26 protein-coding genes and 1 tRNA gene are annotated in these 25,345 nt (G+C 69.4%); 11 read left to right on the top strand and 16 right to left on the bottom strand.

Annotation, left to right across the window (positions count from 1 at the left end; all coding sequences use genetic code 11):
- The first annotated feature begins 187 nt into the window (after window positions 1-187).
- Window positions 188-1,129 (top strand): LysR family transcriptional regulator, encoded by a 942-nt coding sequence (locus tag KOL93_RS07160; protein WP_221584658.1) that lies wholly within the window; start codon window positions 188-190, stop codon window positions 1,127-1,129.
- 138 nt (window positions 1,130-1,267) lie between these two features.
- Here the strand turns inward: KOL93_RS07160 and KOL93_RS07155 are convergent, their stop codons facing one another.
- Both KOL93_RS07155 and KOL93_RS07150 read right to left on the bottom strand, forming a co-directional pair.
- A complete protein-coding gene (locus tag KOL93_RS07155) occupies window positions 1,268-2,734 on the bottom strand; it encodes a C-glycoside deglycosidase beta subunit domain-containing protein (protein WP_221584657.1) in 1,467 nt (488 codons plus the stop codon).
- Window positions 2,735-2,956: 222 nt separating this feature from the next.
- Window positions 2,957-3,043 (bottom strand) — tRNA-Leu (locus tag KOL93_RS07150).
- 156 nt (window positions 3,044-3,199) lie between these two features.
- Here KOL93_RS07150 and KOL93_RS07145 point away from each other — a divergent pair.
- The 7 genes from KOL93_RS07145 to pknB all read left to right on the top strand — a co-directional run bounded on the left by KOL93_RS07145 (window position 3,200) and on the right by pknB (window position 12,452).
- On the top strand, window positions 3,200-3,940 hold the full coding sequence (locus KOL93_RS07145; RefSeq protein ID WP_221584656.1) for an FhaA domain-containing protein: 741 nt from the start codon (window positions 3,200-3,202) through the stop codon (window positions 3,938-3,940).
- Window positions 3,937-4,488 (top strand): FHA domain-containing protein FhaB/FipA, encoded by a 552-nt coding sequence (locus KOL93_RS07140; RefSeq protein ID WP_221584655.1) that lies wholly within the window; start codon window positions 3,937-3,939, stop codon window positions 4,486-4,488. The genes KOL93_RS07145 and KOL93_RS07140 overlap by 4 nt, the downstream gene beginning before the upstream one ends.
- A 10-nt stretch (window positions 4,489-4,498) precedes the next feature.
- Window positions 4,499-5,833, top strand: a complete 1,335-nt coding sequence (locus KOL93_RS07135; RefSeq protein WP_221584654.1) for a PP2C family protein-serine/threonine phosphatase — start codon at window positions 4,499-4,501, stop codon at window positions 5,831-5,833.
- Window positions 5,834-5,889: 56 nt separating this feature from the next.
- Window positions 5,890-7,209 (top strand): FtsW/RodA/SpoVE family cell cycle protein, encoded by a 1,320-nt coding sequence (locus KOL93_RS07130; RefSeq protein WP_221585102.1) that lies wholly within the window; start codon window positions 5,890-5,892, stop codon window positions 7,207-7,209.
- Complete coding sequence (locus KOL93_RS07125; RefSeq protein ID WP_221584653.1) at window positions 7,209-8,672, top strand: penicillin-binding transpeptidase domain-containing protein; 1,464 nt, start codon at window positions 7,209-7,211, stop codon at window positions 8,670-8,672. The genes KOL93_RS07130 and KOL93_RS07125 overlap by 1 nt, the downstream gene beginning before the upstream one ends.
- Complete coding sequence (locus KOL93_RS07120) at window positions 8,669-10,498, top strand: serine/threonine-protein kinase (protein ID WP_221584652.1); 1,830 nt, start codon at window positions 8,669-8,671, stop codon at window positions 10,496-10,498. The genes KOL93_RS07125 and KOL93_RS07120 overlap by 4 nt, the downstream gene beginning before the upstream one ends.
- An 82-nt stretch (window positions 10,499-10,580) precedes the next feature.
- Window positions 10,581-12,452 carry a Stk1 family PASTA domain-containing Ser/Thr kinase gene (pknB, locus tag KOL93_RS07115; RefSeq protein ID WP_308291574.1) on the top strand — a complete coding sequence of 624 codons (1,872 nt, stop codon included), beginning with the start codon at window positions 10,581-10,583 and terminating at the stop codon, window positions 12,450-12,452.
- Window positions 12,453-12,466: 14 nt separating this feature from the next.
- Here pknB and KOL93_RS07110 read toward each other — a convergent pair whose 3' ends face one another.
- On the bottom strand, window positions 12,467-12,652 hold the full coding sequence (locus KOL93_RS07110; protein WP_221584651.1) for a hypothetical protein: 186 nt from the start codon (window positions 12,650-12,652) through the stop codon (window positions 12,467-12,469).
- Window positions 12,652-13,428, bottom strand: coding sequence for a class E sortase (locus tag KOL93_RS07105; RefSeq protein WP_221584650.1), 777 nt, complete (start codon window positions 13,426-13,428; stop codon window positions 12,652-12,654). The genes KOL93_RS07110 and KOL93_RS07105 overlap by 1 nt, the downstream gene beginning before the upstream one ends.
- Window positions 13,429-13,503: 75 nt before the next feature.
- Here KOL93_RS07105 and KOL93_RS07100 point away from each other — a divergent pair, with 75 nt between their 5' ends.
- Window positions 13,504-13,740, top strand: coding sequence for a cell division protein CrgA (locus tag KOL93_RS07100; RefSeq protein ID WP_221584649.1), 237 nt, complete (start codon window positions 13,504-13,506; stop codon window positions 13,738-13,740).
- A gap of 88 nt (window positions 13,741-13,828) precedes the next feature.
- Here KOL93_RS07100 and KOL93_RS07095 read toward each other — a convergent pair whose 3' ends face one another.
- The 4 genes from KOL93_RS07095 to KOL93_RS07080 all read right to left on the bottom strand — a co-directional run bounded on the left by KOL93_RS07095 (window position 13,829) and on the right by KOL93_RS07080 (window position 16,916).
- Complete coding sequence (locus tag KOL93_RS07095; protein ID WP_221584648.1) at window positions 13,829-14,347, bottom strand: VOC family protein; 519 nt, start codon at window positions 14,345-14,347, stop codon at window positions 13,829-13,831.
- An 80-nt stretch (window positions 14,348-14,427) separates the two neighbouring features.
- Window positions 14,428-15,096 carry a helix-turn-helix domain-containing protein gene (locus tag KOL93_RS07090; RefSeq protein WP_221584647.1) on the bottom strand — a complete coding sequence of 223 codons (669 nt, stop codon included), beginning with the start codon at window positions 15,094-15,096 and terminating at the stop codon, window positions 14,428-14,430.
- A 304-nt stretch (window positions 15,097-15,400) separates the two neighbouring features.
- Window positions 15,401-16,312: a rhomboid family intramembrane serine protease gene (locus tag KOL93_RS07085; RefSeq protein WP_221584646.1), complete on the bottom strand. Its 912-nt coding sequence runs from the start codon at window positions 16,310-16,312 to the stop codon at window positions 15,401-15,403.
- 46 nt (window positions 16,313-16,358) lie between these two features.
- A complete protein-coding gene (locus KOL93_RS07080) occupies window positions 16,359-16,916 on the bottom strand; it encodes a peptidylprolyl isomerase (protein ID WP_221584645.1) in 558 nt (185 codons plus the stop codon).
- 95 nt (window positions 16,917-17,011) lie between these two features.
- Between KOL93_RS07080 and KOL93_RS07075 the strand changes: the two genes are divergently transcribed.
- Both KOL93_RS07075 and KOL93_RS07070 read left to right on the top strand, forming a co-directional pair.
- Complete coding sequence (locus KOL93_RS07075) at window positions 17,012-17,527, top strand: DNA helicase (protein WP_221584644.1); 516 nt, start codon at window positions 17,012-17,014, stop codon at window positions 17,525-17,527.
- Window positions 17,528-17,662: 135 nt separating this feature from the next.
- The gene (locus tag KOL93_RS07070) at window positions 17,663-18,202 is read left to right on the top strand and encodes an aminoacyl-tRNA deacylase (protein WP_308291573.1); all 540 of its coding nucleotides are present in this window, start codon (window positions 17,663-17,665) and stop codon (window positions 18,200-18,202) included.
- 10 nt (window positions 18,203-18,212) lie between these two features.
- Here KOL93_RS07070 and KOL93_RS07065 read toward each other — a convergent pair whose 3' ends face one another.
- The 8 genes from KOL93_RS07065 to KOL93_RS07030 all read right to left on the bottom strand — a co-directional run bounded on the left by KOL93_RS07065 (window position 18,213) and on the right by KOL93_RS07030 (window position 25,239).
- Entirely contained in the window at window positions 18,213-18,854 is a 642-nt protein-coding gene (locus tag KOL93_RS07065; protein ID WP_221584642.1) for a response regulator, read from the bottom strand.
- Entirely contained in the window at window positions 18,851-20,020 is a 1,170-nt protein-coding gene (locus KOL93_RS07060) for a sensor histidine kinase (protein ID WP_221584641.1), read from the bottom strand. Before KOL93_RS07060 ends, KOL93_RS07065 begins: the two co-directional genes overlap by 4 nt.
- A 14-nt stretch (window positions 20,021-20,034) precedes the next feature.
- Window positions 20,035-20,697: a DUF2306 domain-containing protein gene (locus tag KOL93_RS07055; protein WP_221584640.1), complete on the bottom strand. Its 663-nt coding sequence runs from the start codon at window positions 20,695-20,697 to the stop codon at window positions 20,035-20,037.
- Between the two features lie 48 nt (window positions 20,698-20,745).
- Window positions 20,746-21,387, bottom strand: coding sequence for a TetR/AcrR family transcriptional regulator (locus KOL93_RS07050; RefSeq protein WP_221584639.1), 642 nt, complete (start codon window positions 21,385-21,387; stop codon window positions 20,746-20,748).
- 82 nt (window positions 21,388-21,469) lie between these two features.
- Window positions 21,470-22,492, bottom strand: coding sequence for a DctP family TRAP transporter solute-binding subunit (locus KOL93_RS07045; RefSeq protein WP_221584638.1), 1,023 nt, complete (start codon window positions 22,490-22,492; stop codon window positions 21,470-21,472).
- Between the two features lie 31 nt (window positions 22,493-22,523).
- A complete protein-coding gene (locus KOL93_RS07040) occupies window positions 22,524-23,429 on the bottom strand; it encodes a shikimate dehydrogenase (RefSeq protein ID WP_308291572.1) in 906 nt (301 codons plus the stop codon).
- Complete coding sequence (locus KOL93_RS07035; RefSeq protein WP_221584637.1) at window positions 23,426-24,700, bottom strand: TRAP transporter large permease; 1,275 nt, start codon at window positions 24,698-24,700, stop codon at window positions 23,426-23,428. The genes KOL93_RS07040 and KOL93_RS07035 overlap by 4 nt, the downstream gene beginning before the upstream one ends.
- The gene (locus tag KOL93_RS07030) at window positions 24,697-25,239 is read right to left on the bottom strand and encodes a TRAP transporter small permease (protein WP_221584636.1); all 543 of its coding nucleotides are present in this window, start codon (window positions 25,237-25,239) and stop codon (window positions 24,697-24,699) included. The genes KOL93_RS07035 and KOL93_RS07030 overlap by 4 nt, the downstream gene beginning before the upstream one ends.
- Window positions 25,240-25,345: the final 106 nt, after the last annotated feature.

The raw sequence follows: 25,345 nt of genomic DNA, 5'->3' as shown, positions 1-25,345 counted from the left end.
CGTCTCGTGACGGGCCGCGATGGGATGAAGCGATTCTGACAAGGTTTTGCCGGAAACGCACATAAGCGTTCCGAATGCACCACATAAGTGCGCACGGTGGCGCTTCCGCCGGATCTCTCAGTTCGATGCGAGCCCACTGGGGCATCGACTGGATTGATACACTCGCGGCACGAACAGGGAGGTTCACGTGACCGAACACGCGCTGCTGTCGCGGCTCGATCTCAACCTGCTCGTCTCGCTCGACGCGCTGCTGACGGAGCGCAGCGTCACGCGCGCGGCCGAGCGCCTGCACCTCAGTCAGCCGGCCCTGAGCGCGTCGCTTGCGCGACTGCGCACGCACTTCGGCGACCAGATCCTCGCGCGACGCGGCAACGCCTACGAGCTGACGCCGTTCGCCGTGCGCCTGTCCGAGCACACGACGGGCGCGCTCGAGTCGGTGCGGCGCGTGTTCGAGAGCCAGGCATCGTGGGATCCCGCCGAGTCGGTGCGCGAGTTCTCGATCTACGGGTCCGACTACGGCTTCGTGACCGTCGGGCGGGTCGCGTCACGCCTCGCGGCCGCGCGCGCACCCGGCGTGAGATTCCGCTTCATGCTGCACAACCCGACGATCGTCGACGACGCCGCGAACCGCCTGCGCTCGGCCGACGGCATGATCATCCCGCACGGCCCGCTCTCCGACCTGCCCTACGTCGACCTGTGGCACGACGACTGGGTCGCAGTCGTGTCGGAGTCCCACGCGCCTGCGGACGCCGATGCCCTCACGATGGACGACCTCGCGGCGCGCCCGTTCGTCATGACGTATCAGTCGCGCTCCGCCTTCACCTCGGCCGCGCGACAGCTGCAGCAGCTCGGCATCGAACCGCGCACCGAGGCGGTCGTCGAGAGCTTCCTCGCCCTGCCCCACTTCGTCGCGGGCACGAACCGCATGGGTCTCGTGCAGTCGGCGCTCGCCCCGATCGTCGAGCAGACCGAAGGCGTGCGCGTGATGGGCCTGCCATTCGACGCGACACCCCTCGTCAACGCGCTCTGGTGGCACCCGTCGCACGAACGCGACCCCGAGCACGCGTGGATGCGCGACCTGTTCGAAGAGGCCGGCCGCCTCGTCGAGGACGCCGCGCGCGACCCCTGACCTTCAGATGCCGCAGATCGCGCCAAAACGGCGATCCTGGAGCAGTTTGCGGCAGGTGAAGAGCGGACGTGCCCTCCGAATGCCGCAGATCGTCCCATAGCCGTGACTTTGGAACGATCTGCGGCATTCGACAGGCACCTACCGCAGCACCCCAGCGCTCCGGCGGATGAGGTCGTGCTGGCGGCGCACGAGCACGAGCGGATCCACCTCGCCGATCTCGGCGAATGCGTGGCCCTCCCACTCACTCGACCAGAAGCCGCGATAGCCGCCCTCGACGAAGACGCGCACGAGCTTCGGGTAGTCGATCGCGGGCTCCTCGCCCGACGCGTCGATGTCGTAGAACTTCGCGTGCACGTGCATGATCTGCGGCATGATGTCGGCCCACTCCGTCGGATCGACGTGACCGTGCATGTTGAAGGCGAGGTGCGCGAAGGATCCGAGTCGCCCCGGGTCGAAATCGCGAGCCCGCAGATACGCGATGAACTCCTCCTGGCGTTCGCGCATCGACGCGTCGGTCGCCCAGATCCCCTGGAGTCGATCGAGCGCCCCGGCGTCGAGGCCCGCGCGCTCGACAGCGCGCAGAAGCGTGGGCGACATCCGGCGCATCGTCGACGAGAAATCGGCCACGAATCCGAGCAGAGGGGAACCGAGCTCCTCGTAGACCTCGCGCACCCGCAGGATCTCGGGCGAGTTCGGGCCCATCGGGGCATGGATCTCATACGCCAGCTTCACGCCCAGCTTCTCCGCGAGCGGCAGCAGGCGGCGCAGCAGCTCGGGCTTCGCGCTCTGGATCCGGATGAGCGGGAAGTCCAAGCGCCCGGCGCCCTCGAAGAGCACGCGCGTGAACTCATACTCTTCGTCGGGGGTCATGTCGCGGTCGCGGCGACGCCCCATGTCCAGGTTCGCGCCGAACGAGCTCGCGACGAATCCGTGCCGGTCGAACGCCGCCCGCCACCGCCTCTCGAACGCGTCGGTGACGAGCGGGTACTCCGGCAGCATCTGCGAGGCGACGATCTCGATGCCGGGGCCGATGCCCAGGTCGGCGACGCGGTCGAGCAGGCCGTCGAAGTCGAACCAGCCGGCGCGGTACTCGGCGCTCGCGGAATAGAGGGTGAGGCCGAGCGGAAACGGGTCCTCCTCGGTCGGCGGCCGCGGCTCGGTGATCCGCTCGAGCGCGGGGACCGGAGCGTCGCGGTCCGTCACGACGAGCTCCTCGTCCTGGTGCACGACGTTGGGGACATACATGCCCGGGCCACCATCCTCGCCCGCCGCGATCTGCATGTACGGGAGACGGAGCTCGCCGTGCACGACGACGTGATGCGCCTCCCCGAGCCCGAGGGGCGCCGCGAGGCGCGCGACGAGCAGCGGGTGCTCCTGCAGATGCCAGAGCGTCTCGCTCTGCGCGGGCAGCTCGTCGAGCGCGTAGCGCCGACCGGCCAGCTCCAGGACGAGGTCGCCCTGCGGCACCTCGGATCCGTCGATCGCGATGGTGATCGTCGTGACCGACGACAGCCAGAGGCTGCGATACCAGGGGATCTGCAGGCGCAGCGCCGCGCCCTCGGAGTGGAGGCGGAGACTGTCGGCGGCGATGAGTCCGTTGGGCATGATGCTCCTCACAGGGACAAGACGATTCGTCGCATGACGGTATCGCGCTTATGCATGATCTACACATAAGTGTTCCTGATGCGAGCAAAAGCCCCGGATGATGCGGCACCACCCGCCCCGATCGCAAGCGCATCGCCGTCCGCGCGGTCGCCCACGGGACCGATACAACGAGACATCCCCCTGGGTGGCGGCGAAGCCACGACCAGGGGGATGCAGGGTGTCTGGTGCGCAAGGGGGGACTTGAACCCCCACGTCCGTTAGGACACTGGCACCTGAAGCCAGCGCGTCTACCGATTCCGCCACTTGCGCGTGTTCGCACGGATGCGAACTCAACTTCCCGAGAATACCACGGGGTCAACGGGGGTCGCCAATCGCCCACCCTGAATGTCCGCCCTGGGTTCGACTCGCGATGTCAGACCTCCCAAGTAGCATGACGCAGAACACCATCCGACCCCGAGGAGACCCGTGGGATTGCTTGACAGCTTCGAGAAAGGTCTCGAGCGCGCAGTGAACGGCGCGTTCGCGAAGACCTTCCGCAGCGGCATCCAGCCCGTCGAGATCGCCTCGGCACTGCGCCGCGAGATGGATACGAAGGCGGCCGTCGTGAGCCGCGAACGGATCCTCGCACCCAACAGCTACGAGGTGCGACTCAGCCCGGCGGATGCCGAGCGCATGGCCTCGCTGGGCCACGCCCTGCACGACGAGCTCCGCACGATCGTGCAGAAGCACGCGTCGGCGCAGGGCTACAGCTTCTCCGGTCCGCTCACGATCGACGTGCGTCGCGCCGAGGGCGTGTCGACCGGAACGATCGACGTCCTGAGCTCGTCGGTCGAGGGCAGCGTGTCGTGGCAGGCGGTGCTCGACATCAACGGCAGACGCCACCCGATCACGCGGGCCCGCACGGTCATCGGCCGCGGATCCGACTCCGACATCACGATTCCCGACGCGGGCACGAGCCGCCGGCACGTCGAGGTCCTGTGGGACGGCGAACGCGCGATGGTACGCGATCTCGGCTCGACGAACGGATCCAAGCTCGACGGTCAGAAGGTCAAGCAGGCGGGACTCACCGACGGTCAGGCGATCACGATCGGCCGCACCGAGATCGTCTTCCACGTGGTCGCGACGGCCTCGCCGCGTGCCGAGCGCCTGCCGCAGCAGCAGGATGCGACGCAGATCATCGACGCCTTCCACGGGGGTCGCGGATGAGCGCGCTGACGCTGTTCCTCCTGCAGTACGGCTTCCTGCTGCTGCTGTGGGTGTTCGTCTTCGTGCTCATCTTCGCGCTGCGTGCCGACGTCTTCGGCACGCGCGTGCGCAAGCTTCCCGATTCCGCGCCGCGCGCGGCGACTCCCGTTCCCCCCGTGGGGGCGGATCCTCAGGCCCAGACGGTCGCACACGACGTCTCCCGCCCTCCGGCGCCCGCGCCCCTGGCAGCGCCCGTCACGGCGACGGCGGCGAGCGCGAGTCGCATCGTGATCACGTCGGGTCCGAAGGCGGGTCTCGAGATCTCGCTCGGTTCCGAACCGCTCACGATCGGGCGGTCGAGCGAGTCGGGCCTCGTGATCCGCGACGACTACACGTCGAGCCATCACGCGCGCCTCGTGCGCTACGCGGATCAGTGGATGATCCAGGATCTCGACTCGACGAACGGCACCTTCCACGACGACAAGCGCGTGTCTCCGAACTCTCCGGTCGCCGTGAAGGTCGGCGCGCCGATCAAGGTCGGCCAGACGACCTTCGAGCTGCGGAAGTAGTCTCCGCCAGATGGTCTTCGAGGGCTCCAGCGCCGCGATCTCCCACACCGGGCGCGTGCGGTCGAACAATCAGGATTCGGGCTACTCCGGCTCGAATCTGTTCGTCGTCGCCGACGGCATGGGCGGCCACGCCGGCGGCGACGTCGCCTCGGCCGTCGTGATCAGCGAGCTGCAGCAGCTCGACGCGCACTTCGACTCCCCCGCGCACGCCGAGGAGGCGCTGCGCACGGTGATCACGTCGACGGCGGGCGATCTCATCGACGTCGCGGCGCGCAAGCCCGAGCTCGCAGGGCTCGGCACGACCGTGAGCGGCATCGTCATGGTCGACGAGTACGCGGTCATCGGCCACATCGGCGACTCGCGCATCTATCTCTATCGCGATGGCGACCTCACGCAGATCACGACCGACCACACGTTCGTGCAGCGACTCGTCGAGACGGGGCGCATCACCCCGGAGGAGGCGCGCTTCCACCCGCGCCGCTCGGTGCTCATGCGCGTGCTCGGCGATATGGATCCGGATCCCGAGGTCGACACGTTCATCATGCCGACCCGGCCGGGCGACCGGTGGGTGCTGTGCTCGGACGGGCTGTCGGGCGTCGTCGACGAGGCGCACATCTCGAAGACGCTCAAGCAGGAGATGCCGCCGGCGCGCACAGCCGACAACCTGCTGAAGCAGGCGCTCGATGGGGGTGCGCCCGACAACGTGACGATCGTCATCGTCGACGTGGGCGGCCAGCACCCGCTGTACACGGGCACCCCCACGATCGTGGGCTCCGCGTCGAACCCCGACGGCGTCGTCGTGCCCGCCTCGCGGTCGCTGCTGCCGACGGGGTGGCTGCATCCGCAGCGCGCGGCCGCCAACGAGCCGAGCCATTTCGAGCCCGACACGGAGTACCTCGAGGAGCTCATCGCCGAGGATCGCCGACGCGCGCGTCGCCGCCGCATCGTCGGGATCACCGCGTTCGTGCTGCTCCTCGCGGCCATCGCCACCGGCGCCTGGGCCTTCTACAGCTGGACGCAGACGCGCTACTACGTCGGCACCGATGCCGACACCGTCGTGATCTACCAGGGGATCCAGCAGACGGTCGGCCCGATCTCGCTGGCGACCCCGCACGAAGACACGCAGATCGAGCTCGACCTGCTGCCCGACGCGTGGCGCGATCGTGTCGACGACACGATCGCGGCCGACTCTCTCGAGGACGCCGAGCAGATCGTCGAGAACCTGCGCTCCCGACTGGGCGAGGACATCGACGAGGAGCCCGAGGCCGACGCCACGCCGTCCCCGCGCCCCTCGCAGAGGCCCTCCCCCTCGCCGACCCCTTCCGACGGAGGTGACCAGCAGTGACCGACGTCTCGAAGGACCGCAAGACCGAGAAAGGCGTGCAGCGCGATCTGCGGCGCATGCAGAAGGCTCAGCGCCTCCGCAACCGCGAGCTCCTGCTCCTGCTGTTCGCGATCGTGCTCACGCTGGGCGCCTTCGCCCTCGTGCAGTTCGGAGCGCTCGGGGCGCTCGAGCAGCCGATCCTCTACGTCGTCGGCGCCTTCTGCGCCCTCTCGGTCGTGCTGCACATCGTGCTGCGGATCCGCGCCTCGCAGGCCGATCCGTTCCTGCTGCCGATCGCTGTGCTCCTGACGGGCCTCGGCGCGGCGATGATCTACCGCATCGACCTCTACGAGGAGACGCAGGCCGGCCTGCATCAGCTCATGTTCGCGATGCTGTCGGTCGCGCTGTGCGGCGTGCTCGTGTGGACGCTCACGAATCATCGCGTGCTGTTCCGCTACACCTACATCTTCGGCCTCGCGGGGCTCGTCTTGCTCGTGCTGCCGTTCATCCCGTTCCTCAACGGCGGGGGAAACGCGACCGTGTGGATCCAGGTCGCGGGCTACTACTTCCAGCCGGGCGAGATCGCGAAGATCTGCCTCGCGATCTTCTTCGCCGGGTACCTCGTGCGCACACGCGAGAGCCTCACCTCCACGGGCCGGCGCGTGCTCGGGTTCACGTTCCCGCGCGCCCGCGAGTTCGGCCCGCTGCTCGTGATCTGGCTCATCTCGATGGGCATCATCATCGCGCAGCGCGACCTCGGCACGGGAATGCTGATCTTCGGCATGTTCGTCGCGATGCTCTACGTCGCGACGGGCAAGACCGGGTGGGTCGTCATCGGCGTCGCGCTGGCAGGAGCCGGCGCCGTCGCGGCGACATTCGTGATGCCGTATGTGCACAACCGCTTCAACGCCTGGATCCACGCATTCGACGAGTCTCTCTACAGCGATCCGGACGGCGGCAGCTACCAGCTGGTCAACGGCATCTTCGGGCTCGCGCACGGCGGCATGTTCGGTACGGGCCTCGGGCAGGGCCGCCCGTACCTGACGCCGGTCGCGAACAGCGACTACATCATTCCGAGCCTCGGTGAGGAGCTCGGCCTGGTCGGCCTGTTCGCGATCTTCGCGCTCTACCTCGTCTTCACCAGCCGCGGCGCCCGCGTGGGCGTCGCCGGGCAGGACGACTTCGGCAAGCTCCTCGCGGTCGGGCTGTCCTTCACGCTCGCGCTGCAGGTGTTCATCATGGTCGGCGGCGTCACGCGCGTGATCCCGCTGACCGGACTCACGACGCCGTTCCTCGCGGCGGGCGGATCCTCACTGCTGGCCAACTGGCTGATCGTCGGGATCCTCCTGCGCGTGAGCGATTCGGTGCGCAGACAGCCTCGGGCGGTGATCGGCTGATGACCAAGGAGATCCGGCGACTGAGCATCATCGTGGTGTTCATGTTCGTCGCACTGTTCGCGTCGACGAGCATCATCCAGGTGGTGCACGCGGACGAGCTCGCGAAGGATCCGAACAACCGGCGCACGCTGTACGACTCGTACGAGGTGCGTCGCGGTCCGATCGTCGCGGGCGGCGAGCAGATCGCGCGCTCCCAGTCGACCGACGACCTCTACGCCTTCCAGCGCCTATACGAGGATCCCGAGATGTGGTCCGGCGTGACCGGGTGGCTCAATCCGGCCCTCGGCTCGGCGACGGGCATCGAGCAGGCGATGAACCAGGAGCTGTCCGGCTTCGCCGACTCGGCGTTCCTGTCGCGTCTCGAACAGGTCGTGACGGGGCAGGCGCCCCGCGGATCCACCGTCGAGCTGAGCCTCGATCCAGCCGTGCAGCGCGCGGCATACGATGCGATGGTCGGCTCCGGCTACTCGGGGGCCGTAGTCGCGCTCGAGCCCGCCACGGGACGCGTGCTCGGCCTCGTGTCGACGCCGGGCTTCGATACGAACCTCCTCTCAGTGCACGACTGGACCGCGGCGAACACGGCGTACGAGAACCTCGAGGCCGCGCCGGGCAACCCGCTGCAGAATCGCGCGATCGCGGGCGACACGTACTCGCCCGGATCCACATTCAAGCTCGTCGTCGCGTCCGCGGCCCTCGAGTCGGGCGACTACACGCCCGAGAGCACGTTCGACAACACGGTCGCCTACACGCTGCCCGGCACGTCGACCGAGGTGTTCAACGCCACCCGCGGCACGTGCGGATCCGGCGACGAGGTCACGCTCGAGACGGCCGTCTCCCTCAGCTGCAACGTGCCGATGGCCCAGCTCGCAGACGAGCTCGGACAGGACGCGATCCGCGAGCAGGCCGAGAAGTTCGGATACAACAGCGCTCTCGAGATCCCGCTCCAGGTGACGCCGTCGAGCTATCCCGAGGGCCTCACCGACGATGAGACCGCGCAGACCGGGTTCGGGCAGAGCAAGGTCACGTCGACGCCGCTCGAGGTCGCTCTCACCTCGGCGGCGATCGCGAACGGCGGCGTCGCGATGAACCCCTGGATGGTCGATCAGGTCGTCGGCGACGATCTGTCGGTGCAGGAGCGCTACGCCCCATCTGAGATGAGACGGTCGCTCGACGAGGACTCCGCCGCAAGCGTTACCGAGATGATGGCCGCGAGCGTCTCCGAGGGAGCCGCCACGGGTGCAAGAATAGAGGGCGTTGACGTGGCCGGAAAGACGGGCACCGCCGAGAACAATCCCGGCGAGCCCTACACGCTGTGGTTCACCGGATTCGCCCCCGTGGAGAATCCCGAGGTGGCCGTGGCGGTCGTGGTGGAAGATGGCGGCGGAATAGGTCAAGAAGGTTCGGGGAACACGATCGCGGCTCCCATCGCGAAGAAGGTCATGGAGGCGGTGCTCGCACAATGAGGCCAACGCAGGGTGTGACGTTCGGCGGTCGCTACGAGCTCAACTCGCGCATCGCCATCGGCGGGATGGGCGAGGTCTGGGAAGCCACAGACCACGTCATCGGCCGGACGGTCGCGATCAAGATCCTCAAGGACGAGTACATGGGGGATCCGGGCTTCCTCGAGCGCTTCCGCGCCGAGGCCCGGCACGCCGCTCTCGTCAATCACGAGGGGATCGCGAGCGTCTTCGACTACGGCGAGGAGAACGGATCCGCGTACCTCGTCATGGAGCTCGTGCCCGGTGAGGCGCTGTCGACTCGGCTCGAGCGCGACACGTCGCTGCCCTCCGACACGGTCCTCGACTATGTGTCGCAGACGGCATCCGCCCTGCAGGCCGCGCACGCCGCAGGTCTCGTGCACCGCGACATCAAGCCCGGCAACCTGCTGATCACGCCCGACGGGCGCGTGAAGATCACCGACTTCGGCATCGCACGCATCGCCGACCAGGTCCCTCTGACGGCAACGGGCCAGGTCATGGGCACGGTTCAGTACCTGTCACCGGAGCAGGCGTCCGGACACCCGGCGAGCCCCGCGACCGACATCTACTCGCTCGGCATCGTCGCGTACGAGTCGCTGGCCGGCAAGCGGCCCTTCACGGGCGAGTCGCAGGTCGCCATCGCGATGGCGCAGATCAACGACACGGCTGCGCCGCTGCCCGAGAGCATCCCGGCTCCCGTGCGCCGCCTCGTCATGGCGATGATCGCCAAGAAGCCCGCCGAGCGTCCTGCATCCGCCGCGGCCGTCTCGCGCGCGTGCAACGCGCTGCGCCGCGGAGACCTCGAAGCGGCGGTCGCCGCCGTGCCGATGATCGCGGCCGGCGGGGCCGAGGACGAGGTGACGCGTCTGCTCGGCACGACCGATCAGGCGACGGCCATGATGCCGACGACGTCGCCGCTGCCCGCGACCACCGACGTGGACGAGGCGGCGGAGAAGAAGAAGAAGAAGCGCAGCCCGTGGACGGGCCCGCTCATCGCCCTCATCGTCCTGCTCGCGATCGTGATCGGGGGCACCGTCTGGGGCATGACCTCCGGCTGGTTCGGCGGCGACGACGCAGAGCCGACGCCGACGCCGTCGGTCGAGCAGACCGAGACGCCGACGCCGACGCCCGAGCCGACTCCGACCGAGACCCGCATCGACGTCACGGCCCTCGGGCTCGAGGGTCTCTCCTGCGACGAGGCGAACCAGCGGATCAGCGAGCAGAGCGCCGACGTCACGCTCAACTGCGAGGCGGGCGACGCCGCGCCGGCCTCCGACCAGGTCGGCGTCATCTACAGCGTCGCTCCGGGCGGCTTCGTGGATCCCGGTACCGACATCACGGCGACGTACTACGGCGATCTCGTCGAGATCCCAGCGCCATCGAGTGCGCCGTCGTTCGACGGCAGCGAGCTCGTGCGCGGCGAGACGGCCAACCTCAACTGGTCCCCGTACACGTGCCCGAGCGGAACCGGAACGGTCAGCGCCTACACCGTGAGCCTCTTCGGCGCGACGTTCGACGACGGAAGCACCGAGCGGTCGTTCGGCGCCGACGGCTACGTCACGCAGGTCACGATCGACGAGGACGCCTCGTCGGTCGTCGCCTCCTACGCGGCCCAGTGCACGGGCACCGAGACGCGCAGCTCCGAGTCGGCGCAGTCCGACCCGATCACGCCGGTCGACCCCGAGCCCGAGTCCGAGGAGACTCCTCCCGACGAGCCGGGCAACGGCAACCCGAATGGCGGCGGAAACGAGAACGGCGGATCGCCGACACCCTCTGAGACCCCCGCGCCGGGCGACGACGGAATCCTCTGACCTGCGCCTGAACGTCGCGCACCAGCGCCTCGGTTAGGCTTTCGAGACGCCAGTCCGCACCGATCACCGGGGAGGCCACGACGTGTCAGAAGAGCCGACGCAGGCCCTGCCGGCGCCCGTCCAGACGACGCGCGTCCTGTCGGGCCGCTACCGCGTCGACTCGCTGATCGGCCGCGGCGGCATGGCCAGCGTGTATCGGGGCTACGACGAGACGCTCGGCCGGACGGTCGCGATCAAGATCCTCCGCTCGGACTTCGCGCACGACAACACGTTCCGCACGCGCTTCCGTCTCGAGGCGCAGGCGGCGAGCCGCATGGCGCACCCGTCGATCGTCCGCGTGTACGACGCAGGCGAGGATCTCGATGACGACGGAGCCGGCGGCACCCGCCACACGCCCTTCATCATCATGGAGCTGGTACGCGGCACGCTCCTGAAGGACATCATCTCGAGCGGCCCCGTCCCGACCGACGACGCGGCGCGGTACGTCGACGGCATCCTCGAGGCGCTCGAGTACTCGCACCGTGCCGGCGTCGTCCATCGCGACATCAAGCCGGCGAACGTCATGGTCACCGACCACGGCCAGGTCAAGGTGATGGACTTCGGAATCGCCCGCGCCGTGAGCGACACGTCGGCCACGGTCGCCGAGACGACGACGATCCTCGGCACAGCCTCGTACTTCTCGCCCGAGCAGGCGCAGGGCGACGCGGTCGATGCGCGCGCCGACATCTACTCGACCGGCATCGTGCTCTACGAGCTCCTGACCGGCCGACCGCCGTTCCGCGGAGACTCGCCCGTCGCCGTCGCGTACCAGCACGTCCGCGAGGCGCCGGTTCCCCCGTCACGCGTCGACGAGAACGCGCCTCCCCAGCTCGATCCGATCGTCCTGCGCGCGCTCGCGAAGGATCCGGCGCAGCGATTCGCCGACGCCGCGACCTTCCGCGAGGAGCTCGACGCCGCCCTCGACGGCAAGTCGATGACGAAGCGACAGCTCGCCGTCCTCACCGACCAGCTGTACGGCGCGCAGCAGCAGCAGCAGGCCGAGACCGAGCACACGCTCACGCAGCTCTCCTCCGACAACGGCATCCGCCGCACGCAGTCGGGCCCGCCCATCGCATGGGTGTGGGCGGCTGTCGCGCTGCTCGTCGCGCTCGTCGCCGCGGTCGTGTTCTGGGTCGTCACCCAGGATCCGCTGGAGCTGCGCGCGGCCGACTCCGTCGAGGTCGCCGATGTGACGGACATGACGTACGAGCGCGCTGCGCAGGAGCTCGAGGGCGCGGAGCTCTCGGTCACGCGCGCCAGCGAACCGCACGACACCGTCGAGGAGGGTGTCGTGATCCGCACGGATCCGGCCGCCGGCACGCCCGTCACGCCGGGTGCGAGCATCGAGGTGGTCGTCTCGCAGGGCGAGCAGCTCGTCGCCGTCCCGGAGCTCGTGGGGCTGTCGGAGCAGGCGGCCCGCGAGGCGCTCGAGGGCGCCGGCCTGCAGCTCGGGCGGCTGACGCCGGTCAACGACCCCGAGAACTCGGCAGGGACGGTGCTGTCGGCCGAGATCGAATCCGACGCCGTCGCGAAGGGCGACGAGGTGCTCGACGGCGCCGTCGTCGATCTCACGGTCGCCTCGGGTCGCGTCACGGTCAACAACTTCGCGGATCCCAACTCGTTCACGGTCGAGTCCGCGAAGGCCGAGCTCGAGGCGCTGCAGCTCACCGTCGAGGTCGTCGACGACGATACGTGCGAGGCCGAGACGACGCCGACCGTGCACACGCAGTCGGTCGTGGGCGACGTCACCGTCGGCTCCTCGGTCACGCTCTACACGTGCACGGGCGATGGGTCGGCCGCCGACGACGAGAACAGCTCCGGCGGTTCCGAGGGGAACTCGAACGGCAACGGCAACGGCAACGGCAACGGCAAGGACAAGGACAAGAAGCCAGAAGAGGGCCTCGACGCCCACTGAGCGCGTGCGCGTGGTCAGGCGGGTGGGATCCCCGCGACGAGAGCCATTCCGACGGTCGCCTCGTCGGGGATGATCATGCCCGCGACCCACGGGAACACGTGCCAGAACAGCGCGTAGAGCGCCGCCGCGATCAGCACGAGCAGGATCAGGAGTTTGACCGGCCAGGGGCCGGGGAGGATGCGCCAGAGGCCCGCGTACATCAGTTCACGCTCGCAAGGGATTCGGGCTCGCCCTCGGCGCGCGGTGTGAACGACTCGAACTCGCCGTAGCCGATGATGCGCTCCGCGAGCGAGAACTTGGGTGAGCAGCTGGTCAGGGTGATGTAGCGCTCGCCGTCGGCGGGCATGTCGGGCATGCGCGGCACGTCGGCGAGCACGTCGGTCTGCGTCGGCACGACGTACTCGAGCGACCGGTAGCGGTAGGTGAACCATCCCTCAGGCGCCTCGACCACGATCGCGTCGCCGAGCTCCAGCAGCGTGATGTCGGCGAACGGCTTGCCGAACGTCGTGCGGTGCGCCGCGAGCGAGAAGTTTCCGACCTCGCCGGGCATCTTCGAATCGGTGTACAGGCCGATGCCGATGTGGTCCAGGGTCACGGCGCGCGTCGTGCCGCCGGCCATGTTGACCTTGTAGTCGTCGCCCCAGCGCGGCACCCGCATGGTCGCGAAGACCTCGCCATCGCCGGGATGCTCGAGAACAGGCGGCTCGTACGACTTCTCGCCCGTCTCGGGATCCTCGCTCGCCTCCGGCAGCGGGATGTCGAGCTCTGCCCACTCCTGCACCTGCTCCTCACCCGCGAGGTTGTTCTCCTGGGCGATGATGAGGTCGCCGATCCAGAGCTGCCAGGCCACGAACAGGAGCACGACGACACCAGCCGTCACGAGCAGCTCGCCGAGCACGCTCGCGAAGGTCGCCTTGCGCCGCGGACGCCGCCGGCGATGCTGGCGACGCGACGGCGGGGGCGCGGAAACGGTCACGATATGAGGGTACCCGCGGATCCGACACTCCTCTCGGAATCCCCGCGCGCCGCCGCCTCCCGTAGACTGACCGACATGGCTCGAAAGAAGAACGAGGACGACGACGTCACCCACATCCCGGGTGAGCCGCTCCCCAACCCGGTGTGGTTCAAGCCCGTCATGGTGACGTTCTTCCTGCTGGGGCTCGTCTGGATCCTCGTGTTCTATCTCTCCGGCTCGCAGTTCCCGATCCCCGGCATCAACGCCTGGAATCTCGCGATCGGCGGCGGCCTCGCGTTCATCGGCCTCATCATGGCCACGCGCTGGCGCTAGCCACCCTCTCTTCTGCCCCGCTCGGATGCGCTCCGGGCGGGGCTTTCTCGTGCGGGCGATCAGCGGTCGGACGTCCCCGAGCCACGCGTCACTCGCGCGCTCCCAGGTGGCGCATCGCCTCGATGAGGGTGTCGTTGATGTAGGTGAGCTCTGCGGTCGCCTCCCAGGTCTCGGTCGAATCCGCGTCCCACTCCGCCTCGCCCCAGTCGTCGTCTCCCCCGGGAGCGCTGTCGGTCTGCTCGGCTTCCTCGTACAGCCACCAGAGGTTTCCCCACTCGTCCGTGAATCGCGCGAGGACGGATCCGAAGAACTCCGTCGGCCGCGTGACGACGGCGGCGCCGCGCGCCTCGGCCCGTGCGAGTGCGGCGGCCGCATCCGCGACCCACACCTGCAGCAGGCTCGGCGTGAACGGCCAGTCGGGCTTGCGCTCGGCGACGGCGATCGTCGACGTGCCCACGACGTACTCCGAGTGGAGCAGGAGCCCGTCGGTGTCCACCGTGCGCGCATGCGCGTTCTCCGAGGCATCGAACACCTCCATGAGGAAGCTCCCGAGCGCGGCGGCGTCGCGGGTGATGATGAACGGGTTGACCGTCGCGGGTGCGGACATGGTGCTCCTTCTCGTCGTGGTGCTTCGATGCAACCACCCCGCACGCACGGGGTCTTGAAGGAAAACGACGCTCCGCTGTGTCAGCTCGGGAGTTCTCCGGCGAGGATCCGCGCCGGAGTCTGCCCGTGGAAGACCCGCATCGCGCGCGTGAGGTGGGCCTGGTCGGAGTATCCCGCCCGCACCGCCGCCCCCGCGCACGGCATGCCCTCCTGCAGCAGCCGATACGCGTGCCGCGCGCGTTCCAGCTGTGCGATCTGCACCTGCGAGAACCCGGTGACCCGCCGGAACCGGCGCTGCCATGCCCGCAGCGAGAACCCCGTCCTGTCGCCCGCGAGCGCGCGCCGCACGTCCGGATCTGCGACGACGACGCCCGTGTCGAGCAGCGCGACCACGAACTCCTCCAGACCGTCGGCCGTCGGGACGGGCACCGCGGATCCGTCGAGGACGACCCGGCCGTCGCGCACGGGGAGCGCGACGGTCTCGCCGATGACGGCGCTCTTGTCGATGTTTCGCATGAAGACGTGCGACTGCCACTCGACGCCCCAGTACTCCTCGCCGATCACGCCGTCCAGGATGCGGGGGGCGAGCGTCGGCCCGTCGAGCTCGCACGTCACCGTCTCATCGACATGGCGGACGAACGAGAGCCCCCAGTGCTCGCTCGCAGCGACCGGATAGCGACCAGCCTGCTCGACTCGAGCCGACCAGACCGTGCGGATCGCATCGTGCGACGACGCGCGCTCGCTCCACATGCCGTCGATGCTACGCCGAGCGGAGGGCTCCGACGAGGCCTCCCCCGACCCTCATCGAGCCTGAATCACACCGTTGTCATTCATCCACATCCGTGTCCCCACCTGTGAATAACACCCGTGTGATTCTCCCCACCTGTGGACAAATCTGTGGATAACCCCGGGGATAACCCCGGGATTTCGGTGGACAACACGTGGACGGACGGTGGAGAACTCACCCCGATCGGTGGACAGATTCCCCAGACCTGTGGAGAACCCCGCCCACCCTGTGGAGAAAGGTGTGGACGGGGCCCGCGCAGAACGACGCTCAGGTGAGCGAGACGAAGCCCGTGAGCGGCGGCACGAGGAAGGCCGCGACGATGAGCGCGCCCACCAGGCAGAGCAGCCCGATCTGCAGGCGCTTCTGCTTCGCGCGACGCGTGCGGGTGAGCACCAGGCCCACGAGCGCGCCGGTCACCAGGCCGCCGACGTGCGCCTGCCACGAGATCCCCATCCCCGGGATGAACCCGATGACGAGGTTGATGCCGAGCACGACGTACAGGCCCGTCATGTTCGCCCCGAGATGCCGGCCGACGACGAGCAGCGCGCCGAACAGGCCGAAGATCGCACCGGAGGCGCCGACGACGGGCGTGCCGAACGACAGCAGTGCGACGCCCGCGGATCCGCCCGCCGCGCTCAGCAGGTAGGTCGCGAGGAACCGCCCGGATCCGAGCAGCGGCTCGAGCGAGCGCCCCAGCATCCACAGCGCGAGCATGTTCAGCGCGATGTGCCAGAAGCTCGAATGGACCAGGCTGCCCGTGAGGATCCGCCACGGCTGGAACGTGCCGAGCAGCTCGGGATAGAGATAGGGCGCGTAGAACAGGAGCCACGACTGGACGTCGAACCCCGGCACGACGCGGCCCAGCATCTGCAGGAGGTAGACGACGGCCGTGACGATGAAGATCGTCGTCATGACCTTCGTGTCACCGGATCCGAACGAGGCGAGCGCGGATCCTCCCCCCGAGCGGCGCTTCCAGCGACGAGCCGCCTTCTTCTGCGCGGGGGTGCGGTTCTTCCTCTGCTCCTTCATGCACTCGGGGCAGATGAAGCCGACGGAGGCCTGCGTCTGGCATTCGGGGCAGATGGTGCGTGTGCAGCGCTGGCACAGCACGAAGCTCCGCCGATCAGGATGCCGATAGCAGTAGTTGTCGGGGTTGTCGGGGTACGAGGTCGACGTCACTGCGGGCGGGATCCGATCTGGCGGAGCTTCGTGGAGGAGAAGCTGGTCAGAGCTTCTCGATGTCGATCGAGCTGATGACGACGTCCTCGTTCGGGCGGTCCATCGCGCCGGTCGGGATGGCGGCGATCGCGTCGACGACCTTCTTCGAGGCGTCGTCTGCGACCTCGCCGAAGATCGTGTGCTTGCCGTGGAGCCACGGGGTCGGGTCCGTCGTCACGAAGAACTGCGAGCCATTCGTGCCGCTCATCTTGCCCGTGATCGCGTTGGGGCGCTTGCCCGCGTTGGCCATCGCGAGGATGTAGGGCTCGTTGAAGTGCAGCTCGGGGTGGATCTCGTCGTCGAAGCTGTAGCCCGGACCGCCGACGCCCTGGCCGAGCGGGTCGCCGCCCTGGATCATGAAGCCGGGGATGATGCGGTGGAAGATGACGTCCTTGTAGAGGGGGCCGTCGCCCTTCTCGCCGGTGCGCGGATCCGTCCACTCCTTCTCGCCCGTCGAGAGGCCGATGAAGTTGTCGACCGTGACGGGTGCGTGGTCGCCGAACAGGTTGATCACGATGTCGCCGTGGTTCGTGTGAACGGTCGCGACGGCGGTGTGCTGAGTCATGGGGTCCATTCTCGCAGAGAACCTCGATTCCCTCGCCGGTATGGGGCCCGCCGTGGCAGGATGGACGAAAGATCCGACGACGCGGGAGGGCACACGTGAGCCTCAGCCTCAGCAAGAAGCGCAAGAAGGAGCTCCGCAAGCTGCAGGGCACCGTCAACAAGGTGCTGGAGGCGCAGCGCTCTGTCGCCGCCGACGCCGCTGACATGGCCCGCGAAGCGGGTCGACAGCTCAGCGCCATCAACAGCGAGACCATCCGCCCCGAAGCGAGCAAGAAGTACCACGAGTACGTCGAGCCGTACGTCGAGCGGGCGCAGCCGTATGTCGAGAAGGGCTACCGCTCGAGCAGCAAGTTCTTCAACGGAACGGTCATCCCCGCGGCGGGCGGCGTCATCGGCCGTGCCATCGGCGCCTACGACGCCACCGCCTCGAAGCTCGGCAAGAAGACGATCGTCGTCGAGCCTCCCAAGAAGAAGTCGAGCGCCGGCGCGGTCATCGCGGCCGTTCTCGGCATCGCGGCAGCGGTCGGCATCTTCGTCGTCGCGTGGAAGACGCTGAGCGCCGACGACGAGCTGTGGGTCGCCGACGAAGCGGTTGCCGCGCCCGACGCGTGATCCGCTGAGCTCTTCCGGGTGCGAGGTCCTTCGGGACCTCGCACCCTTTCTCATCCCACCCGCGTGTCCCACGACACGCCGTCATCCGGATGCCGAGACGGCGTGTCGTGGGACATGCACGACGAGAGGATCCTCGTGACCGACGACGTGACGCCGCTCGCTCCCGACACGGGGGCTGACGACCCCTCGCGCCGCGTGCGCGACGCCGCCGCCGAGCGCGGGCTCGACATCGAGGTGCGGGTCTCGCCCCGGGCCGCGTCGCTCGAGGAGGCGGCCGAGCTGCGCGGCATCTCCCCCGCCGACATCGTCAAGACGCTCGTCGTGAAGGGCAGGGGCGACCACTACCTGTTCGCGCTCGTCCCGGGCGACCGCGCGATCTCGTGGGCGAAGCTGCGCGCAGCCGTGGGCGTCAACCGGCTGCGCCTGCCCGAGCCCCACCTCGCGCTCGAGGCGACCGGCTACGAACGCGGCACGATCGTGCCGCTGGGCTCCACGACCGCGTGGCCCGTGTACGCCGACGAGCGCATCCGCGGCAGGCGCGTCTCGATGGGCGCCGGCGCCCACGGCCGCACGATGTTCCTCGACGCCGACGCGCTTCTCGACGCCTACGACGCGACGGTCGGCGACATCACGGATCCGATCGAGGGGATCCGCGGGGAGCTTCCGAAGCAGTGACGCGCGAGGGTCACCCGACGCGCCCCGTCTCATAGGCCCACATCGCGGCCTCGACGCGGTTGCGCAGGCCGAGCTTCGTGAGGATCCCGCCGATGTGGGTCTTGACGGTGCCGAGCGACACGAAGAGCTCGTCGCAGATCTCCGTGTTCGTGAGGCCGCGCGCGAGCAGGCGCAGCACCTCCTCCTCCCGCGGCGACAGCGGGTCGATCGGCGAGCGGGCGTGCGGATCCTTCGCCGCGAAGGCGGACAGCAGCCGCGTCGTCACCCGCGGCGAGATGAGCGCGTCGCCCACCGCGGCCGCCCGCACGGCCTCGGCGAGCAGAAGGGGGCCGGCGTCCTTCAGAACGAACCCCTTCGCCCCCGCGCGCAGGGCGCCGTGCACGTACTCGTCGAGGTCGAAGGTCGTGACGACCACAACGGCGAACGGATCCTCGACGTCCGGCCCCGCGAGCGCACGGGTGGCGGCGATCCCGTCGAGCCGTGGCATGCGGATGTCCATCAGCACGACATCCGGGCGCAGCCGTCGGGCGGCGCCGACCGCGTCCGCGCCGTCGACCGCCTCGCCCGCGACGTCGAATCCCTGCGTCTCGAGCAGCAGGCGCAGCCCTGCCCTCACGGCGGGCTGGTCGTCGGCGATGAGCACCCGCGTCATCGGTCGTCCTCCCTCGGGAGCACGGCCCGCACCCGCCATCCGCCTCGCGGGTCCGGTCCGGCCTCGAGAGTGCCGCCGAAGAGGGTCGCGCGCTCGGTCATGCCGAGGATCCCGAAGCCGGGGCGGACGCGGGAGGACCCGGATCCGTCGTCGGTCACCTCGACGATGAGGCCCTCGTGCTCTGCGCAGACGAGGACATCGATCGCCGTCGCGCGCCGCGCGTGACGTCGGGCGTTGGTGACGGACTCCTGCGCGATGCGGAACACCGTCTGCGCGAGGACGTCGGGCAGGTCGTCGACGTCGACCCGGACGCGGACGGCCGGCGGGCCGGTCTCTGTGAGCGCGCGCACCTCGTCGAGACCCGGCGTCGGGGCGAACGGAGGATCAACAGCCGGCGCATCCTCGGCGGGCGGGACCGCGGCAGGCTGGGGCGGTTCCTCCCGCAGAACCCGCACGAGCGACCGCATGTCGCTGAGCGCATCCTTGGCCTCGGCTTCGATCTGCGCCAGGGAGTCGCCGGCGCGTTCGGGATCCGCCCGCAGGAGGGCACCGGCGCCTTGGGCGTGGAGCACGACCGCCGACACGTGGTGCGCGACGGTGTCGTGGAGGTCGCGTGCGAGGGCCTCGCGCTCCCGCGCGCGGATCCGGTCGCGCTCCCGAGCCCGGGACAGCACGCGCTCACGTCGCAGGGCGCCCGCGAGGCACGTGCCGCCCACGACCGCGAGGCCGGCAGTAGCGCCCGCGACGCCCTCGTCGCCCGTGACGACCGAGAGCGCCGTCCCGGCGAAGAGGATCGCGGATCCGACGACTCGAGCTCGCCCCGTCCCCCACCGGAACAGCGCATACGGATACACGATGGCGATCGCGATCGCCCCCAGCACGTCTTCGGACGCGCCGGTCGCCAGCTGCGCGACCTCGGTCAGGACCGCCAGCGCGCCGGCCACCGTGATCACCGCGAGGGGATGGGTCCGCCTCCAGGGGACCAGCGCCGCCACGACGAGGGTCACGATCAGGGGGATCCATGGTGAGGTGAGATCAGGTCGCCAGAACGCCTCGACTCCCGCGATCAGGCAGACGATTCCGACGACCCAGACGTCGCGCATCCGCGGCGCCCGCGCACCGGGCGCGGCGGGTGCCTGCCAGGCCGCCCGGATCCGCTCGCGCATGCTCGTCACGCTACTCATGCGGCGGCCCTCACGGGGCGCCGCGCGTGCATCCGCCGGATGATGACCTCAGCCGCGATCGCGTTCACGATCCACCCCGCATCCATCTGCACGAGTCGCCAGAGCTCGGTCGGCTCGCCGAACGCGATCGCGAACGGCGCAGACGTCAGCACCTGGGTTCCCGCCCCCATCGCGAGGGCATAGGCGCGGATCATCCAGGCCCCGTGGGACCGGACGTCGCGCCGGATGATGCTGCGCACGCCGAAAGCGAGGAAGGCGAGCGTCGCGATGCCGACGATGCCGCGCGAGAGCGCAAGGCCTGGGCCGTCGATCGGCGGGAAGACGTACGCCGCGGTCATCCACAGGCCTGAGACCGACACGATCACGCCGGAGGGCACGAGCAGGACACGACCCGCGAACATGTGCCACCCCGTATTCCGTCTGCGGAATGCCGGCAGGAACTGGAACGCGCCGACGAACGCGAACACGAGCGCCGACACGATGTGGAGCACGAGAGGCAGCGGATCCGCGTGGAACCGCGCCGTGGCGGCGGTCGGCATGCCGACGGCGACGTCGCCGAGCCGCACGCCGCCCGCAGCGGCGGGGATCAGCGCGAGGACGATGAGCCCGGCGGCGATCAGCCACTCACGGGCGGGGATGCGGGATGCGGGGGAGGTCATCCCCCGATCGTGCGCCGGTGCGGGCTCGGCGCGCGTCGGCCAGGTGGCCTAGTTGTGCGGGCGCACCCACGACACGACGACGTCGCCGAGCATCGCCCGCGAGTGGGAGGCCGTCGGGTCGGCGAGGAGGTCGCGGTCGAACAGGTGGCCGAAGGTGTGCTGGTTCGCGACCTGGAACACGCAGTATGCGCTGATGAGCATATGCAGGTCGAACGCCTCGATGTCGTCGCGGAAGATGCCGTCCGCGCGACCGCGGCGGAGGATCCGCTCGAGCATGTCGACCGCCGGCTGCCCGAGTTCGCGCAGCGAGTCGATGCGGCGGAGGAACTCGGCCCGGTGGATGTTCTCGATCATCACGAGCCGGATGAACTCGCTGTGGCGCACGTGGTGATCGAACGTCGCCTCGGCGATGGCTCGCAGCGCGTCGGCGGGGGCGAGCTCCGCGACGTCGATCTGCCGCTCGGCCTCCCGGATCCCGCGATATGCGCGCTCGAGGACGGCCGTGTAGAGCTGATCCTTGCCGCCGAAGTAGTAGTAGATCATCCGCTTCGTCGTGCGGGTGCGGGCGGCGATCTCGTCGACGCGCGCACCGGAGTACCCCTGCTCGGCGAAGACCTCGGTGGCGACGTCGAGGAGCTCTCGCCGCGTCCGCTCGGCATCGCGCTGGCGGGGTGCGTGGTCGACCGACATGGAGGTCATCGTACGGCGTCCTCTTTCCGCAGGGTGTCCCGGGCCCCGCCCGGTGGGGACGTCGCGGGGCCCGGGAGGATCGTCATTCCGCCGTGGCGCGGATCGCCTCGAACGCCGCGAGGGAGTCGCCCTCGAGGTTCTCCTCGAACCAGCTCACGGCCTGCTCGCGGAACGCATCGACGTCGACGTCGTCGTGCACGGTCCACTCGTCGCCGGAGCTCCACTCCTCGATCGTCGCGGCCTCGTCGTCGGCGACGCACGTCGTGACCTCCTCGACGGCCTGCGCGACGGCATCGCTCAGCACGGTCTGCTGCTCCTCGGAGAGTTCGTTCCAGACCTCGCCCATGATGATGAGGTTCGTGTTCAGCGCGTGCTCCGAGAGGCTGAGATCGCTCTGCACCTCCTGCAGGTTGAGGGTCGCGATGTTGGTGATCGGGTTCTCCTGCCCGTCGACCGTGCCCTGCTGCAGCGCGAGGTAGAGCTCCTCGTACGCGACCTCCGTCGCCTCGGCTCCGAGCGCCTGCGCGTTGAGCAGGAACTGCGGGGATCCGGGGAAGCGCATGCGCTGCCCCTCGAGATCGGCGGGCTCGAGGACAGGGGCGTTCGACGTGAAGTGGCGAGCGCCCGCCGACCATACGCCGAGGACGTTGACGCCGGAGGCGTCGGCGAAGTCGGCGAAGATCTGCTGGCCCTCCTCGCTCTCGGCGAAGGCGGCGAGGTGGTCGGGGCCATCGAAGGCGTAGGCCGCATCGAGCACGGAGATCGGCTCGTACACGGCGCCGAGCGCCGAAGCGCCCTGCAGGTCGATGTCGATGTCGCCCGAGGCGACCGCGGCGATGCGGTCAGCGTCGCCCCCGAGCTGACTCGACGGGAACACCTCGACCGACAGCCCGACATCGGCGCTCTCGACCTGCTCCTTGATGATGTCGACCCCGCACGTGTGCTGCGGCTGGTCTTCGTTGTAGCTCGTCGCGAACGTGAGCTCGATCTCACCGCCGTCGCCATCGCCGGCGTCTCCGCCCGACGACCCGCTGCACCCGGTCAGCGCCAGTGCCGGCGCGGCGACCAGAGCGACCCACGCTGCTCGCTTGGTTCGTGCGTTCATCACGAGTATTCCTCTCCTCGGGTCCCGGCGGTCATGCCGGGCTCACGGCCGCCTCGCGGGCGACCAGGTTCTTCAGGTCCTGCGTCATGGCGGCCCGGTCGGCGGGCTCGCCCGTGAAGATCTCGAAGGCGTCGGCGGCCTGGCCCATCGCCATTCCGAGCCCCGACATCGTGCGCAGGCCCCGGTCGCGCGCGGCCATGAGCAGCGCGGTGTCGGTGGGCCGGTAGACGATGTCGCTGACCCACGCGCCGTCAGGCATCAGGGCGGGGTCGAAGGCCATGCCGGGGTGCGCCGCCATGCCGAACGGCGTCGCGTTGACCGCACCCGACGCCCCGGCGAGCAGGGCGGGGACCTCGGTCGCGGACGCGCCGCGGACGGATCCGCTCGACAGCGGTCGCACCAGCTCGGCGAGCGCGTCGGCGCGCTCGATCGAGACGTCGGCGATCACGAGGTCGGCGATCCCGCGCTCGGCCAGTGCGGTCGCCACGGCCGACCCTGCGCCGCCCGCCCCGACGAGGACGACGTGGTCGCGCGGGACGGATCCGAGTGTCCGGTCGAACGCGGATCCGAATCCCGTCACGTCGGTGTTGTGTCCGATCGCGCGGTCGCCCTCGAACACGACCGTGTTGACGGCGCCGACCTGGCGGGCGCTCGTCGCCAGCTCGTCGAGCAGAGGGATGATGCTCTGCTTCACGGGGTGCGTGACGTTGAGTCCCGTGAATCCGATGCGGCGAGCGTAGGCGAGGAGTCGGCCGAGTTCGCCGATGGCCGTCGCCTCGTCGGGCACGATATCGATCGGCCGGTAGACGTAGGTCATGCCGTGGCGGGCACCCTCGAGCTCGTGCATGGGCGGCGTGAGCGACGGCGCCACGCCCTGCCCGATGAGGCCGACGAGCACGCTGCGAGGTGACCCGGGGAGGCGAGGGGCGATGGTCACAGGCCGAGCACCCCCGGGAGCCACATGATCACGGGCGGATACGCGACCGCGACCGCGACGATGACGAGGAACGGGATGAGGAACGGCATCGTTCCGCGGAACACCTCGCCGACGCGCGAGGACGAGACCGAGGCCGTGACGAACAGGACCGTGCCGACGGGCGGCGTGAGCAGCCCGATCATGAGGGAGATGATCACGATCACGCCGAGCGTGATGGGATCCACCCCGTAGCTGGTCGCGATGGGGATGAGGATCGGCACGATCAGCACGAGCACGGCCGTCGCGTCGATGACGGTCCCGAGGATGAGGCAGAGGATGACCGTCATCAGGAGGAACACCGTGGGGCTGTCGCTGATCGCGAACATCGCCTCGGTGAGGAGCTGCGGCAGACGCTCGCGGGCGAGGATGTAGCCGAGCAGCGACGCCGACGCGACGATCAGCATGATCGCGCCCGTCGTGAGCACGGTCTCCTTGAGGGCCTCGAGGAGCTCGCGCCACGGCAGCGAACGCTGGATCAGCGCGATGACGAGAATGTACGCGACGGCGACGGCCGCCGCCTCGGTCGGCGTGAAGAACCCACCGAGGATCCCACCCAGGATGATGACCGGGGTCACCATCGGCAGGAGGACGCCCTTCGTCGACGCCAGCACCTCGCGGCGGTCGAACTCGCCGCGGCGGATCTTCGGGTTGCGGGCGACGAGGACGGCGACGACGATGCACAGCCCGACCGCCATCGCGATCGCCGGCAGCACGGACGCCGCGAAGAGCGCACCGGTCGAGACGGCGGCGAGCCCCGAGTAGATGACCGCCGGGATGCTCGGCGGCATGACGGGGGCGATGAGCGACGACGACGCCGAGACGCCCGTCGCGAAGCGGCGGCCGTAGCCCTCGCGCACCATCTGGGGGATCTGCACCTTGCCGAGCGCGGCGGCGTCGGCGATCGCGGATCCGGACATCCAGGAGAATCCGACGCTCGTGCCGATCGAGACGTATCCGAGATTGCCGCGCACGCGAGCGAGCACGGCGAGCGCGAAGCGGAACAAGCGGTCGGCGATCCCGGCTCGGTTCGCGAGGGAGCCGAGGAGGACGAACAGCGGCACGGCGAGAAGCGGGAAGCTGTCGGCCGCGTTGAACACCTCGCGCAGCGCGTTGCCGACCGACTGGCCGCCGACCCACATGTAGACGAGCGACGGCCCGAGGAAGGCGAACGCGACGGGGACGCGGATGATGAGCAGCACCGCGATGGCGATGCCGAGCAGAGCGAGCATCATGCGCGTGCCTCCTCGTCGTCGGCGATGACGGCCAGGATCGGACCGTGCACGGCGATGGTCCATGCCTGGGCGAGCGCCCGGATCGCCGTGCTCGCGACGCCGATGAGCAGGGGGATGTAGACCCACGACATCGGGATGCGCAGGACGGGCGATTTGATGATGCCCTGGCTGTCGATGAGCACGACCGCCTCGACGACGAGGCCGATCGCGACGGCCGCCACGATGAGGAGCGCGAGCGCCTGCGTGACGCGCACGACGGTGCGCGAGGGCATCGCGTCGACGACCTCGAGCGCGATGTGGCCGCGCGTCGTCACGAGGACTCCCGCCGCGGCGAACGTCATCCACACGAGGCAGAAGCGCGAGACCTCGCCGGTCCAGGCGACCTGGTCGATGGGCAGGTGGCGCTGCAGCGCCTGGAACAGCACGAGCACGAAGACGACGACGAGGAAGATGACGCCGATCGTGAGTTCGATGCCGGTGATGATGCGCACGGCCGCGCGCCAGGGGCGGCGCGGCGGGGGGCTCGGGGTATCGGCCATGGGACATCCTTGTCGGTCCATGTCGGGTGGTACGCGACGAACGTACCGGATAGTACATAACGAGCGCAAGACTCGATCCCGCCGATCGCGTCAGGCGTCAGGCGTC

This window comes from Microbacterium salitolerans (assembly GCF_019720895.1).
Lineage (GTDB): Bacteria > Actinomycetota > Actinomycetes > Actinomycetales > Microbacteriaceae > Microbacterium.
The sequence above is the reverse complement of the archived record's forward strand: the minus strand, read 5'-3'. Positions and strand labels throughout refer to the sequence as shown.

Excerpts from the sequence above, each read along its gene's own strand:
- KOL93_RS07155 (WP_221584657.1), bottom strand. The coding sequence starts at position 2,734 with ATGCCCAACGGACTCATCGCCGCCGACAGTCTCCGCCTCCACTCCGAG.
- KOL93_RS07140 (WP_221584655.1), top strand. The coding sequence starts at position 3,937 with ATGAGCGCGCTGACGCTGTTCCTCCTGCAGTACGGCTTCCTGCTGCTG.
- KOL93_RS07135 (WP_221584654.1), top strand. The coding sequence starts at position 4,499 with ATGGTCTTCGAGGGCTCCAGCGCCGCGATCTCCCACACCGGGCGCGTG.
- KOL93_RS07130 (WP_221585102.1), top strand. The coding sequence starts at position 5,890 with ATGCAGAAGGCTCAGCGCCTCCGCAACCGCGAGCTCCTGCTCCTGCTG.
- KOL93_RS07125 (WP_221584653.1), top strand. The coding sequence starts at position 7,209 with ATGACCAAGGAGATCCGGCGACTGAGCATCATCGTGGTGTTCATGTTC.
- KOL93_RS07120 (WP_221584652.1), top strand. The coding sequence starts at position 8,669 with ATGAGGCCAACGCAGGGTGTGACGTTCGGCGGTCGCTACGAGCTCAAC.
- KOL93_RS07110 (WP_221584651.1), bottom strand. The coding sequence starts at position 12,652 with ATGTACGCGGGCCTCTGGCGCATCCTCCCCGGCCCCTGGCCGGTCAAA.
- KOL93_RS07100 (WP_221584649.1), top strand. The coding sequence starts at position 13,504 with ATGGCTCGAAAGAAGAACGAGGACGACGACGTCACCCACATCCCGGGT.
- KOL93_RS07095 (WP_221584648.1), bottom strand. The coding sequence starts at position 14,347 with ATGTCCGCACCCGCGACGGTCAACCCGTTCATCATCACCCGCGACGCC.
- KOL93_RS07090 (WP_221584647.1), bottom strand. The coding sequence starts at position 15,096 with ATGTGGAGCGAGCGCGCGTCGTCGCACGATGCGATCCGCACGGTCTGG.
- KOL93_RS07080 (WP_221584645.1), bottom strand. The coding sequence starts at position 16,916 with ATGACTCAGCACACCGCCGTCGCGACCGTTCACACGAACCACGGCGAC.
- KOL93_RS07065 (WP_221584642.1), bottom strand. The coding sequence starts at position 18,854 with ATGACGCGGGTGCTCATCGCCGACGACCAGCCCGCCGTGAGGGCAGGG.
- KOL93_RS07060 (WP_221584641.1), bottom strand. The coding sequence starts at position 20,020 with ATGCGCGAGCGGATCCGGGCGGCCTGGCAGGCACCCGCCGCGCCCGGT.
- KOL93_RS07055 (WP_221584640.1), bottom strand. The coding sequence starts at position 20,697 with ATGACCTCCCCCGCATCCCGCATCCCCGCCCGTGAGTGGCTGATCGCC.
- KOL93_RS07050 (WP_221584639.1), bottom strand. The coding sequence starts at position 21,387 with ATGTCGGTCGACCACGCACCCCGCCAGCGCGATGCCGAGCGGACGCGG.
- KOL93_RS07045 (WP_221584638.1), bottom strand. The coding sequence starts at position 22,492 with ATGAACGCACGAACCAAGCGAGCAGCGTGGGTCGCTCTGGTCGCCGCG.
- KOL93_RS07035 (WP_221584637.1), bottom strand. The coding sequence starts at position 24,700 with ATGATGCTCGCTCTGCTCGGCATCGCCATCGCGGTGCTGCTCATCATC.
- KOL93_RS07030 (WP_221584636.1), bottom strand. The coding sequence starts at position 25,239 with ATGGCCGATACCCCGAGCCCCCCGCCGCGCCGCCCCTGGCGCGCGGCC.